We start from the raw sequence: 13,291 nt of genomic DNA, 5'->3' as shown, positions 1-13,291 counted from the left end.
CCTCATCTTTATTAAATTTTGTAATTTGTATTTTTTGTTTTTATATTTTATGTTGTAGTATATTCTCTATTTGCCTTAAATGGACTGAATTTTTTACCTCCTCCTTCATAAAACTGACTAAAGAACTCTACATAGTGCAACCTTAGAGAGTGTATAAATGCTCCTAAACCATTCATTACGAAGTTAAATGCATGACCTCCTATTAGTATTATAATGGCAATTATAATTCCTATTATTGGTATTGAACCACCAACAATCTTAGCCATAATATTTACAGCCATTGCTAAACCTCCAGTAGCCAAACAGAGAGCCAACAATCTTGCATAAGATAGAACATTTCCTAAGAAACCAGTAATATCCATAGCTCCCAATAGTGCTCCCATGATTCCATTTTCTTGAAATCCTTTAATTGCACAAACAATTATTGCAATTAATGCGGCTACTCCAATTATACCAATAGTTACTATCATATTTGATGTTACTAAATAGATAATTACTCCTAATATTATTGCTAGAATTAATAGAATCCAAATTCCTTGATTTATTATTGCATCCCCTGTATTTCCTTTTTTAATATTCTCTTTAAATCCTACAATTAATCCAATTAATAAATGTAATAAACCAACAGCAATTGAGAATTCTAATATTGCTATTGGACCATTTTTAATAAAAGTGCTTGCTCCAAGTGGATTGACTAATGCCAATCCCATTTTGTATATGTCAATATTTAAAAATTCATACATAAAATCTCCTAAATAACCTCCTGTTATAATACCCATTATAATTGTTGAAATTCCAGCCAATGTTAATATATAGCCAAGTTTTTTAGCACCTTCACTAACCTTACCTATTTTTTTCCAAGTCCATAATCCAACTATTGTCAAAAATAATCCATATGCCGCATCAGTAAGCATAATACCATAGAACAGTAAGAAACCAGGAACTATTAATAATGTAGGATCTACTTCGTTATATTTTGGTAAAGCATACATTTCTGTAAGCATCTCAAATGGTTTAATTGGTTTTGGATTATCCAACAATACAGGAATCTTTTCTTCTGGCTCATCTGGTTCAGATATTTCAACAAATGCATAACCTTCTGAGGATTCTTCTATTATTTTCTTAGCTTTTTCAGCATCTTTTGCAGGAACCCATGCCTCTATGTAGTAAGTTCTATTAGTCTTACCAAATTGTGAATAGGCATCTCCTCTTTCTTTTTCTATTGATAGAAGTTCATAAACTACCAATAACTTATTTTCCCATTTCTTAGATAAAGATTTAAGTTTTTCAATTAAACTTTTTATTTTAGATTCTATATTCTTCAATTCACTTTCTATTTTCTGTAATGCCTCTTTTGGAGTACCTTCAATATCACTTATGTCGTATCTCTCAAACTCAAACTTTCTTAATGTGGATAATACGCTTTCAAGTTTTTCTTTTAATGTAACAAATACTATTGGAACCCTTATCTTATTGTCTTTTTCAAATTCTTCTCCTGTAAATACTTCAATATACTCCTCAGTAACTTTATCTAATTCAGATTTTAATTCATTAACTTTCTCTTTTGGGACACTTCCACATCCAATATAAATATAAACTCCAGGACCAAGATCTTTTAAATCAAATTCTAAACCTTTTAAGTAAGATATTTGATCTTTCAACTGTAATAATCTTGACTTTCTATTCTCTAATTCATTCAATTTTTCTGAAGGCTCATCTACTTCTTTACTAATTTCATTTAATACTTTTTCACAGTATTCAATAACTTCTTCATGAGTATTAAATTGAACTTTCTTTTTTTCAATTGGTTTTGGATTTAGAATATCTTTTATACTAACCTCTTTTGGATTAACATTAGAAAACAAATCTAATATTTTTCCTGCCTTAATCATCAGTGTAGTAACATTTCTAACATAGTCTGCATGAGATGATGGTGATAATAAAGATTTCCACTCAACATCTTCTAATTTTTCAGATAAATCACAAAGTTCAACTATTCCATATTCATGCAACTGTCTTACAACATTATCAACTTTTTCATCCAATATCACCGCTTTTAATTTCTTCATTCTTACGGGTTTCACTAAAATCACCTTGTTTAATTTAAATTTCAAGGATTTCAGACAACTTTAAAGATAATATTCTTACCTTAGCAATAGACATAATTTCTTTCCTTTCTTTTTCTGCTTTTTCTAAAATTTCTTGGGCTATTTTTTTAGCTTCCTCTTCAGCCTTTTTAATCATCTCTTCAACAGTTTTTTTAGCCTCTTCTTCAGTTTTTGCAATAAGATTTTTTGCTTCTTCAATTGCTTCATTTTTTATTTGTTCAGCTCTATTTTTTGCTTCTTCAATTTTATTAATAGCCTCTTCCTCAGCCAATTTTACTTCCTTTATAGCATTCATAATGTTAACACTCATACTTCCACCTAATAGTTGGTAATAGTAATTTAAAAATAGTTTGTGTATATAAAATTTTTTATTTTTATTTATAACTACTTTTTACTTTACTAAAATACTTTGTATGAGAATAGATCACTGCTGGAATACAACCAATTGCCGTACAAGTTTCTAAAGATATCCTTTTTTCAGTAATGTCTAGATGATATTTACAAGAATCCATTATATCCTTTGGTAATCCATGTCTTCCAAGTCCTATATATAATCCAACTGGTTTCTTCTTTAATAAATATGCTGTTTCTAAGGGAGATATTACTTTATTACCATCAGGTTTAGATGTTGTAGCAATGGGAATCCCAAACTGAGGAAGAAATTTATCAACGATAAAAAATCTATTTTTCTCAATTAATTTTTCTAAGTATTCTCCAGAATTTCCAATTGTAGTTTTTATATTTAATATATTGTCCTTAGTGCAAGGAAAGTCCATTATTGCCAAGTTACAATCAAAGGCATAGCATATTGGCGCCGCCCTTGCAATAGATCTTTTATGAGCTTCGTGCCATCTTGTTTTATCATAAGAATTATATAAAATTATAGTTAACCTTTTTAAATTTTTCATACTTTACCTCACAACATAAATATTTTTTACAAAATAAAGGAACTCATTAATATATATTTATCTTTACCAAAAACCGAAAAGTATATATATGAGAACATCAATTCTATAATTCGCTTATGGTGCAGGGGTCGCCAAGCCTGGCCAAAGGCGCCGGACTTAAGATCCGGTCCCGTAGGGGTTCGGGGGTTCAAATCCCCTCCCCTGCACCATTTTCTATTTTAGAAAAATAAATTAGTCAATTCGAATTAATTAATTTAAAATTATTTATACTCTATATACTTAACTTTTTTACAACCCCCCAGTGGGTTAGCTCTCTTGACATAGCGATGCTTTAGGATGATAGAGGGTGTTAAACTGGGGGGACATCCTTTAAAAATTTTGGTGATAATTATGAAAATCTATTTTGCTACTGGAAATCCTCACAAAATTAAAGAGGCTAATATTATTTTAAAAGATTTAAAAAATATAGAAATTGAGCAAATAAAAATAAAATATCCTGAAATTCAAGGAACTTTAGAAGAAGTTGCTGAATTTGGGACAGAGTGGATTTATAATATATTAAAAAAGCCTGTTATTGTTGAGGATAGTGGTTTTTTCGTTGAAGTTTTAAAAGGATTTCCGGGAACATATTCTAAGTTTGTTCAGGAAACTATTGGTAATGAAGGAATTTTAAAATTGTTAGAAGATAAGGATAATAGAGATGCTTATTTTAAAACTGTTATTGGTTATTGCGATGAAAATGGTGTAAAATTGTTTAAAGGAGTAGTTAAAGGAAAAGTTTCAGAAACTATTAGAAGTAAAGGATATGGATTTGCCTATGACAGTATTTTTATCCCAGAGGGAGAAAATAGGACATTTGCTGAGATGACTCCAGAGGAGAAAAGTAAAATATCACATAGAAAAAGGGCTTTTGAAGAGTTTAAAAAATTCTTATTGAATAGGATTTAAATAATTTTTAATGATTTCTTCAACATTATCGTTGTCTATTAGATAGATGTTAAAAAATAATTTTGATTTTGGAACTAAAATAATATATTTTCTTTTATTTTTAGATTTTACCTTATAACCTTTAAAAAATTTCCAAGGTAATGGTAGATAGTAATTTAAAAATGGTTTTAAGAAATTAAATATTTCAAAATATACAATAACTCCTTCTTTATAAATCTCAACATTTCCTGACATCGGATTAAATTTATCAAAAATCGTTAAAATTGATATAAATACAACTGAAAGAATTACCATTTTTGTATCTGGATGATTTATATTTATTAAAAGATAAAATGAGATAGATAAAAGAATAAAAACCATTATTAACATAAAAATCCATCTACCTTTATACATTCCCAACTTAGTTGATGTTATATAATGCCAATCTTTTTTTGCTTTTTTATATTTAATATATAGATATAAATCTAAAATTCCTTCTGGGCTGAAAATAAAAATTACAATGAGAAAACAAGGAAAGAAAAATAAAAATAATAGTAGTTCAATATCCATAAAATTCCCTCTTTAATGGAAATATCTTTTAAGAACTTCTTCAAGTTTTTTATCATCTTTTAGATAAACATCTGATGAGATATATTTTTTTTCCAATTAGTTTTATTTTATCTCCAACTTTTTCATAACCTTCAAAACATCTCCAAGTATATAATTTTTCAAAATAAAATCCATCTTTGGAGATATAAACTGGAAATCTATAAAATCCAACAAAACACATTAAAATAAACAATATTATATCCATAAATAAGGCAAAAGTATAGAGTTTAAAAACAAAAATATTAACAACTGTTATTACGACTATGATGAATAAGAAGGATATTACTAAATTTCTAAAACTCTTTGGCATAAGATTTTTAAGATTTTCCCTATATTGGATTATTGCATTGTTTTTTATTTTGTCCCTTTCCAACTTTGAGTATTTTATAACATAATATATAGGAATCATTCCAAGAAAGAATGATAAAAATCCAACATAAAGATATAGTATTAGCCCAACTACATTCATACTTTCACCCAATTGAATTATATATAACTTATATATTCCTACATACAAATAAATTTTGGTGAAAAAATGAATCCTTTTGATATTATGAAAGCCTCACAAATTGCCTGCTGTTTAGAAGTTAGTTCTTTTAAACCTGGAAATGTCCATAGAAATAGGGATTATAGAGATATAAAGTATCATCACTTTATAAATTCTGGAATTGCCTTTGGAAATGTTGTCTATGAGGCATCACAAGATGACAAAAATGTTGGCTTATATATAAAAAAGGCGGTAATTGAGAGTAGGAAGTGGTCTCCAACAAATGCTAATTTAGGAATTATAATGCTACACATCCCTATAGCAATGGCTTCTGGAAAGTTAGACAATTTTAATAAAAATGAACTAAAAAAGAATTTAAAGAAAATAGCTGAAAATACAACTGTTGAAGATGCAATAAATGTCTATGATGCTATAAATATAGCAATGGCTTATGTTGATAAGCCAAAAAAAGGACCTGATGTATCTTCAAAAGATGCAAAAAGAGAACTTATAGAGAAAGGATTAACTCTTTTAGATGTTTATAAAATATCCGCAGAATGGGATAACATAAGTAAAGAATGGGTAGATAACTTTAAAATCTCATTTGAAGGTTATGAGTTATTAAAAAAGTATTATAAGGAGTTAAATAATATCAACTTAGCAGTAACGAAAACATTTTTAAACATATTGGCAGAATATCCTGATACATTAATTGCACGAAAGAAAGGTTTTGAAACAGCATTAAAAGTTTCTAAAATGGCTAAAGATGTATTAAAAAACTTTAATGAAGAAAAGGTTAAAGAATTTGATAATTATTTGTCAAAGGAGGATAATAAATTAAATCCCGGAACTACTGCTGATTTAATTGCCTCGTCATTAATGATATTTATACTAGATAGAATAGACTCTGGAAAAACAATACTTTGGTGAAAAAATGGAAAAAGATATTTATGAAAAGATTATGGATTTGGCTAAAAGAAGAGGATACTTATGGAGTTCATTTGAAATCTATGGAGGAATTGCTGGATTTGTAGATTATGGACCATTAGGATGCTTACTAAAAAATAACATTATATCAAAATTTAGAGAAATATTTATTGTAAAAGAAGGATTTTATGAAATAGAAAGCCCAACAGTAACTCCTTATGAGGTTTTAAAAGCATCTGGGCACGTTGATAACTTCACAGACCCAATTGTAGAATGTAAAAATTGCTTAGAAAGTTTTAGGGCAGATCATTTAATTGAAGAGTTTGTAGATGTAGATACAGAAGGAAAGACATTGAAAGAATTGGAAGAATTAATTAAAAAGTATAATATAAAATGCCCAAAGTGCGGAGGAGAGTTAGGAGATGTTAAGAAATTCAACTTAATGTTTGTTACATCTATAGGGCCAGGAGGAAAGAGAACTGGTTATATGAGACCTGAAACAGCACAGGGAATATTTATTCAATTCAAAAGATTAGCACAATTTTTTAGAAATAAATTACCTTTTGGTGTAGTTCAAATAGGTAAAAGTTATAGAAATGAAATTTCTCCAAGGCAAGGAGTTATAAGGTTGAGAGAATTTACTCAGGCAGAGATTGAATACTTTGTTCATCCAGAAAGAAAAGAGCATGAAAAATTTGATTTAGTTAAAGATGAAATAGTTCCATTACTGCCAGCTGAAAGGCAGATGGATGAAAACTTATCAGAGGACGAGAAAATAATTAAAATTTCTATAGGAGAGGCAGTTGAGAAGGGAATAATAAGGCATCAAACAATTGCATACTTTATAGCTTTAACAAAGAGATTTTTAGAAAATATTGGAATTGATAAAGATAAAATTAGATTTAGACAGCATTTACCAAATGAGATGGCTCACTATGCAATGGACTGTTGGGATGCTGAGATATACACAGAGAGGTTTGGATGGATTGAGTGTGTAGGAATTGCCGATAGAACAGATTACGATTTAAGAAGTCATTCTTACCATAGTGGTGTAGAATTATCAATATTTGTTGAGTTTGATGAGGAAAAAGAGATAGAAACTTACGAAATAAATCTAAATTATAAAGTTGTTGGAAGGATATTTAAAAAAGATACAAAAGTAATTGAAGAGTATATAAACAATTTAAGTGAAAAAGAGAAAGAAGAATTTGTTAAAAATATTAAAAAAGATGGCAAAGTAATTATAAAAATTAATGAGAAAGAATTTGAAATTTTAAAAGATTATGTTGAAATAAAAAAGGTTAAAAAAGTTATTAAAGGAGAAAAAGTAATTCCTCATGTCATTGAGCCATCATTTGGAATCGATAGAATTACCTACTGTTTATTAGAACATTCATATAGAGAGGAAGATGATAGAGTTTATTTAGATTTAAAACCATCAATAGCTCCTATAAAGGTATATGTTTTACCATTGGTTAATAAGGAAGATATGCCAAAGATAGCCATGGAGATAAAAGAGAAACTTAGAGATAATGGAATTATAGCTGAATATGATGACAGTGGAGCTATTGGTAGAAGATATATGAGGGCTGATGAAATTGGAGTTCCATTTTGTATAACAGTAGATGGACAAACATTAAAAGATAGAACTGTTACAGTTAGAGAGAGGAATACCAGAGAGCAGATTAGAATTAGAATAGATGAATTGGTAGATTATTTAAAGGAAAGATTAAAAAAATAAAATTTAACTAACTATTTCTCCTTTGAAAACTATTGAAGGAGAAATTAACTTACCTCTCTGTTCTACATCATTTAAAGGAATAGCATCTTTAAACATCTCAAATATATTTCCTCCAAACATTCCTTTTTTTAGTGGAATAATTTCTCCATTTTTGTAATAGTATGAGTTTTGAATCTCAACGGCAAAATCTCCTGTAATTGGATTTGATGTGTGAGAACCAATAATTCCATTTATATAAATATATTCATCAAAATCATCTAAACTGTTATTAGTTTTCTCAATAATAAAGTTCGTTGGAGATATGTATGGGAGAGAACTATAACCTCTTGAAGCGTTTCCTGTTGATGTCTTTCCTTCTTTATTAGCCCTTTTTATATCATATAGATAATTTTTTAAAATTCCGTTTTCCACTAATACAGTTCTTTGTGTTTTGGTTCCTTCATCATCGCACTTTGAAGAGTATAAACCATAATCCAAAGTTCCATCATCAACTATCGTTATACAATCATTAAAAATCTGTTCTCCAATTTTGTTTTTTAAAATACTCCTATCTCTCTGAACATTCTCAGCACTAAACGCTGGCACCAATGTATATGCCAATAACTCACGCAAGGCTCTTGGAGATAAAATAATATTTCCTTTGTATGAAATACTTTTTCCATTTGCTGATTTTTTAGCCAAATCTAATGCCTTGTAACTAATTTCTTCGACATTGAAAATATTATGTCGAGTTTTTCCTTCATAGGAAGTTTCTCCTTCATACATTATTGATATTGATGCTGAAAAATAAGTATCTTCATATTCAACATCTACGCCATTAGAGTTTATTATTCTTACATAACCTACTGATTTCGAAACTCCTCCGCTCAAAACAGTGGCATTATTGTCTAAAATAATATCCCTCATAGTTATAAGACATTCCAATAGTTTTTCCTCCTCTAAATTTAGGATTTCTTTATAATAAATTCCTTTTGGCTCTTTATACTTTTGTGGCTCTGCAAATTTAGTATATCTATCTTCTACTAAGTTTTTCATTGCTCTATAAACAATACTTTCATTAAATCTATTAGAATAGGCAAAACCAACTTTGCCATCTTTTAGAACTCTAACTCCGATACCATAATCAACCTCTGTTTGAAAACTATCTACACTCTTTCCATCTAAATCTATTCCTGTATAGTAAGATTTTTCAAAAAAAACTTCTGTCTCAAAGCCATTTTTTTCACCAATTTTTATTAACTTTTCTAAGTCCATAATTTCACCTTCACAAAATAAAAATAATCAAAAAATAACGAATTAATCCTAAAAATTATAATTTTAAAAATTAAAAATAAAGCAAAAATAAATTAGAATGGACATCTAAATTTCTTTCCAGCGTATTTCGTTATTCCTAACTCTTGCTCTATTCTAATTAACTGGTTGTATTTTGCTGTTCTCTCCCCTCTTGCTGGTGCTCCTGTTTTTATCTGCCCAGAGTTTAATGCCACTGCTAAATCTGCTATTGTCGTATCTTCTGTCTCTCCACTTCTATGTGAGACAATAACTCCATAACCATTTCTAAATGCTAAATTTGCCGCATCAATTGCCTCACTTAAAGTTCCAATTTGATTAACTTTCAATAGTAAGGCGTTTCCAGCCTTCATTTCTATACCTTTTCTTAACCTTTCAACATTTGTTACAAATATGTCATCTCCAACAATTTGAATATCCAATTCTTTAGTTATCATTGCAAATCCTTCGAAATCTTCTTCGTGGAATGGATCTTCAATTGAAACAATAGGATATTCTTCAACTAATGCTTTATAATAATCTAATAATTCTTCTCTACTTAACTTTTTACCTTCAACATGGTAGTAACCATCATCTTTATAAAACTCTGATGCCGCGGCATCTAAGGCAAAGACAATATCTTCCCCACATTCATAACCAGCTTTTTTAACACTTTCAGTTAGTAAATCTAAAGCCTCTCTTGATGTTTTTAATGGAGGAGCAAAACCTCCTTCATCTCCAACATTTATAGCATTTTTACCATACTTCTCTTCAATAACCTTCTTTAATACATGATAAACTTCTGAGCCCATTCTTACAGATTCAGATATTGATATGGCTCCAACAGGCATAATCATAAACTCTTGTAAGTCCAAATCATTTCCAGCGTGTTTTCCTCCATTTATGACGTTCATCATTGGAACTGGCATAACAAAAGAGTTAAAGCCTCCTAAGTATTTATACAGTGGAATCTTTGCTGTTGATGCCGCCGCCTTAGCAACTGCCAAAGAAACAGCCAATATAGCATTAGCCCCTAACTTTGATTTATTTGGAGTTCCATCTAATTCAATCATTATATTATCTATTTCTCTCTGCATTCTTGCATCATAACCTACTATTTCAGGTTTTATTATAGAATTAACATTTTCAACAGCCATTAATACTCCTTTTCCTCCAAATCTTTTTTCTTTATCTCTCAACTCTAATGCCTCGTGAGATCCAGTTGATGCTCCACTAGGAACTATTGCTGAACCATAACCTTTACCTTTTGTTATAACTTCTACTTCAACTGTTGGATTTCCTCTTGAATCAATAACCTCTCTCGCAACGATATCTTTAATTTCAAATCTTTCATCTACATTGTATAACAAAATATCACCATTTTTAATGTTCTCTTAGACAATAAATTGCATAAGTATTTAACTACTTAATTTTATATAAATGTTTATAATGGTTAGTAAAAAAGTTTCAAATGGAGAGATATTCAAAATCTTTAAATCTAATAGTTATCTCTAAATATATACATCCATCAATTAATTTTATTTTTTACTATTATTTGAGGTGGTGATATTTATGGTTATTACTGAGGCATTAAAAAAAGTTGTAGAATTTAAAGATTTAGATAAAAATGAAGCAGAAGAAGTTATGAAAGAAATTATGGAAGGAATTGCAAAGCCAACTCAAATAGCTGCCTTATTAACAGCTTTAAGAATGAAGGGGGAAACAATAGAGGAAATAACATCTTTTGCAAAAGTTATGAGAGAATTTTCATTAAAGATAAATCCAAAAGTTCCTAAGTTGTTAGATACTTGTGGAACTGGTGGAGATAATTTAAACACATTTAATATAAGCACAACTACTGCATTTGTAGTTTCTCCATATGTTCCAGTGGCTAAACATGGAAATAAATCTGTAAGTAGTAAAAGTGGTAGTGCAGATGTTTTGGAGGCGTTAGGAGTTAATTTAAATGTTCCATTAGAGAAAGTTAAGGAATCAATAGAAAAAATAGGAATAGGGTTTTTATTTGCCCCTAACTTTCATCCAGCAATGAAGTATGCTACACCAGTTAGAAGAGAGTTAGGAATTAGAACTGTCTTTAATATTTTGGGGCCTTTAACCAATCCAGCAAATGCAAATTATCAATTAATGGGAGTTTATGATGAAAATTTAACTGAAAAATTATCTTATGTTTTAAAAAATTTGGGATTAAGAGGGGCATTAGTTGTTCATGGTAGTGGAATGGATGAAATTACAACAGTAGGGAGAACAAAAATATCTGAATTAAAGAATGGAAAGATAAGAAGTTATTATATAGAACCAGAAGATTTTGGTATAAAAAGATCTAAATTAGAGGATATTAAAGGAGGAGATGCTAAAGAAAATGCTAAAATAATTAGAAATATATTAGAAGGGGAAGAAACTGGGGCTAAAAGAGATATTGTTGTATTAAATTCTGCATTTGCTTTATATATATCTGAGGTTGCTAATGATGTTGAGGAAGGTATAAAGTTGGCAGAAAAATCAATTGACTCAGGAAAGGCTTTGAAAAAATTAGAAGATTTAATAGAATTTTATAGAGAGGGTTAAAGATGGAAAAAATAATAATAAAATCTATGAAAAAAGTATTTTTAGAAGAGTTAAATGAACTTGAAAATGAATTAAATGAAATACTGAAAAAATATGGTGTAAAAACTACTGATGAACTTAAAAATAAAATATCTTGTGGAGAAATTAAAAAAGAGGATATTAAAGAAGATTTGGAAAAAATTAATTTTTTAGAAGAAAATATAAATAGAATTATGAAATGTTTAAGAGAAATCAATGTAAAATCTTTATAACTTGGTGAGTTTAATGTTAATATTATCTGTTGGGGGCTATGATCCTACTGGTGGAGCAGGAATTTCAGCGGATATAAAAACATCTCACACATTAGGAGTTTATTGTCCATCTATAATTACTTCAATAATCCCTCAAACAAATAAAGAGGTTTATGAAAAATATGACTTACCAAAAGAAGATATAAAAAATCAATTTAAATCAGTGTTTGAAGAATTTGAAATAAAGTATGTGAAAACTGGCGTTTTAACTTCTCAGAGTATAGATATTTTACTGAAATATATTGACAAATACGATTTAAAAGTTATCTGCGACCCAGTTCTTGCATCTACAACTAAATATAATTTTGTTGATGAAAAATTAATGGAGAAGTATATTGAACTCTTTAATAAATCTTACTTAATAACTCCAAATAGAGAAGAGTATAATAAAATTATGGAATTTGTAAAAAATAAAAATTACCATCTTAAAAAAGATTTATATATCTTAATTACAGGAATTGATGATATTTTAAAAAGAAACTTTACAACTATAAAGATATTTAAAGGATTTAAAATAAATAAGGAAGTTCATGGAACTGGATGCGTTTATTCTACGGCAATAACAGCATTTTTATCAAAAGGATATAAATTAGAAGATGCCATTAAAGAGGCAAAGAATTTTATACTTTCCTCAATTATATATGCTAAAAAAACAAAATATGGATATAATTCTAATCCTACTTATATCAATAAAGAGACAGTTATAAAGAATTTAAGTTATGCTATATACTTACTAAAAAAGATTAATTTTACTTTAATACCAGAAGTTGGGAGTAATATTGCTGAATCTCTACCACTACCAAAGGATTTTAATGATATTGCTGCTTTAACTGGTAGAATTATAAAAAATAAGCTTGGAGGATTTTATGTAGTAGGAGATATAGAATTTGGGGCTTCTGAACACATTGCAAAGATAATTTTATCTGCAAGTAAATTTGATCCTAAAATAAGAAGTTGTATGAATATAAAATATGATGAAGATTTAATAAAAACATTAAAAGAGAAATTTAAAGATAAATTTATAATTTCTTCATTTGATAGGAGTGAGGAGCCTCCAAATGTTTCAACAATGGAATGGGGAACAACAATAGCGTGTAAAAAAATTGGTAAAATTCCAGATATTATTTACGACAAAGGAGGTTTAGGAAAAGAGCCAATGATAAGAGTATTAGGTAAAACTTCAATAGATGTAGTTAAAAAAGTTGAATTTATTCAAAAAATATATAACTCAATAAAAGAATAAAAGAATTTAAAAAAATGGTGGACTGGGCGGGATTTGAACCCGCGGCCCCCGCACAGCCAATGCGGCGCTCTCCCAGTCTGAGCTACCAGCCCACACAACACCAAGAGTTTTTATATTGCATAATCATATATAAAATTTTCTGTCAATAAATTAAATTAATTTAGGATTTAAATTGATGAATTTTAATTGATAATAA

The 13,291-nt window shown here is 28.7% G+C and carries 13 protein-coding genes and 2 tRNA genes; 7 read left to right on the top strand and 8 right to left on the bottom strand.

Annotated elements, in window-relative coordinates:
- Positions 1-47: 47 nt before the first annotated feature.
- The 3 genes from HZY31_RS07200 to HZY31_RS07190 form a co-directional block, all read right to left on the bottom strand.
- Positions 48-2,069 (bottom strand): V-type ATP synthase subunit I, encoded by a 2,022-nt coding sequence (locus HZY31_RS07200; protein WP_463671225.1) that lies wholly within the window; start codon positions 2,067-2,069, stop codon positions 48-50.
- A gap of 34 nt (positions 2,070-2,103) precedes the next feature.
- Positions 2,104-2,418, bottom strand: a complete 315-nt coding sequence (gene ahaH / locus HZY31_RS07195) for an ATP synthase archaeal subunit H (protein ID WP_297318727.1) — start codon at positions 2,416-2,418, stop codon at positions 2,104-2,106.
- Between the two features lie 64 nt (positions 2,419-2,482).
- On the bottom strand, positions 2,483-3,016 hold the full coding sequence (locus HZY31_RS07190; RefSeq protein ID WP_297318726.1) for a DUF531 domain-containing protein: 534 nt from the start codon (positions 3,014-3,016) through the stop codon (positions 2,483-2,485).
- A gap of 121 nt (positions 3,017-3,137) precedes the next feature.
- Here HZY31_RS07190 and HZY31_RS07185 point away from each other — a divergent pair.
- Both HZY31_RS07185 and HZY31_RS07180 read left to right on the top strand, forming a co-directional pair.
- Positions 3,138-3,225, top strand: a tRNA-Leu gene (locus HZY31_RS07185).
- 181 nt (positions 3,226-3,406) lie between these two features.
- Entirely contained in the window at positions 3,407-3,964 is a 558-nt protein-coding gene (locus tag HZY31_RS07180) for an XTP/dITP diphosphatase (RefSeq protein ID WP_297318725.1), read from the top strand.
- On the opposite strand, the gene HZY31_RS07175 is transcribed toward HZY31_RS07180, so the two are convergent.
- Both HZY31_RS07175 and HZY31_RS07170 read right to left on the bottom strand, forming a co-directional pair.
- Entirely contained in the window at positions 3,947-4,513 is a 567-nt protein-coding gene (locus HZY31_RS07175; protein ID WP_297318724.1) for a hypothetical protein, read from the bottom strand. The two genes, HZY31_RS07180 and HZY31_RS07175, sit on opposite strands and share 18 nt — an antisense overlap.
- A gap of 52 nt (positions 4,514-4,565) precedes the next feature.
- Positions 4,566-5,021, bottom strand: coding sequence for a hypothetical protein (locus HZY31_RS07170; RefSeq protein ID WP_297318723.1), 456 nt, complete (start codon positions 5,019-5,021; stop codon positions 4,566-4,568).
- Positions 5,022-5,087: 66 nt separating this feature from the next.
- Between HZY31_RS07170 and HZY31_RS07165 the strand changes: the two genes are divergently transcribed.
- Together HZY31_RS07165 and glyS are read left to right on the top strand one after the other, a co-directional pair.
- Positions 5,088-5,969 (top strand): triphosphoribosyl-dephospho-CoA synthase, encoded by an 882-nt coding sequence (locus HZY31_RS07165; RefSeq protein WP_297318722.1) that lies wholly within the window; start codon positions 5,088-5,090, stop codon positions 5,967-5,969.
- Positions 5,970-5,973: 4 nt separating this feature from the next.
- Complete coding sequence (gene glyS / locus HZY31_RS07160) at positions 5,974-7,707, top strand: glycine--tRNA ligase (protein WP_297318721.1); 1,734 nt, start codon at positions 5,974-5,976, stop codon at positions 7,705-7,707.
- Positions 7,708-7,710: 3 nt separating this feature from the next.
- Here glyS and HZY31_RS07155 read toward each other — a convergent pair whose 3' ends face one another.
- Positions 7,711-8,961 (bottom strand): TldD/PmbA family protein, encoded by a 1,251-nt coding sequence (locus tag HZY31_RS07155; RefSeq protein ID WP_297318720.1) that lies wholly within the window; start codon positions 8,959-8,961, stop codon positions 7,711-7,713.
- A 92-nt stretch (positions 8,962-9,053) separates the two neighbouring features.
- A complete protein-coding gene (gene eno / locus HZY31_RS07150) occupies positions 9,054-10,346 on the bottom strand; it encodes a phosphopyruvate hydratase (RefSeq protein WP_297318719.1) in 1,293 nt (430 codons plus the stop codon).
- A gap of 202 nt (positions 10,347-10,548) precedes the next feature.
- Here eno and trpD point away from each other — a divergent pair, with 202 nt between their 5' ends.
- Genes trpD through HZY31_RS07135 form a run of 3 tightly spaced genes read left to right on the top strand, consistent with a single transcriptional unit; the run spans position 10,549 to position 13,095 of the window.
- Positions 10,549-11,562, top strand: coding sequence for an anthranilate phosphoribosyltransferase (gene trpD / locus HZY31_RS07145; RefSeq protein WP_297318718.1), 1,014 nt, complete (start codon positions 10,549-10,551; stop codon positions 11,560-11,562).
- 2 nt (positions 11,563-11,564) lie between these two features.
- Positions 11,565-11,813 carry a hypothetical protein gene (locus HZY31_RS07140; RefSeq protein WP_297318717.1) on the top strand — a complete coding sequence of 83 codons (249 nt, stop codon included), beginning with the start codon at positions 11,565-11,567 and terminating at the stop codon, positions 11,811-11,813.
- 13 nt (positions 11,814-11,826) lie between these two features.
- Entirely contained in the window at positions 11,827-13,095 is a 1,269-nt protein-coding gene (locus HZY31_RS07135) for a bifunctional hydroxymethylpyrimidine kinase/phosphomethylpyrimidine kinase (protein ID WP_297318716.1), read from the top strand.
- 15 nt (positions 13,096-13,110) lie between these two features.
- Here HZY31_RS07135 and HZY31_RS07130 read toward each other — a convergent pair.
- Positions 13,111-13,187: transfer RNA gene (locus HZY31_RS07130), tRNA-Ala, on the bottom strand.
- Positions 13,188-13,291: the final 104 nt, after the last annotated feature.

Origin of the sequence: Methanocaldococcus sp., from assembly GCF_024490875.1 — an archaeon.
GTDB lineage: Archaea > AGJL01 > Methanococci > Methanococcales > Methanocaldococcaceae > Methanocaldococcus.
This window is presented reverse-complemented; position numbering and strand designations above follow the sequence as displayed.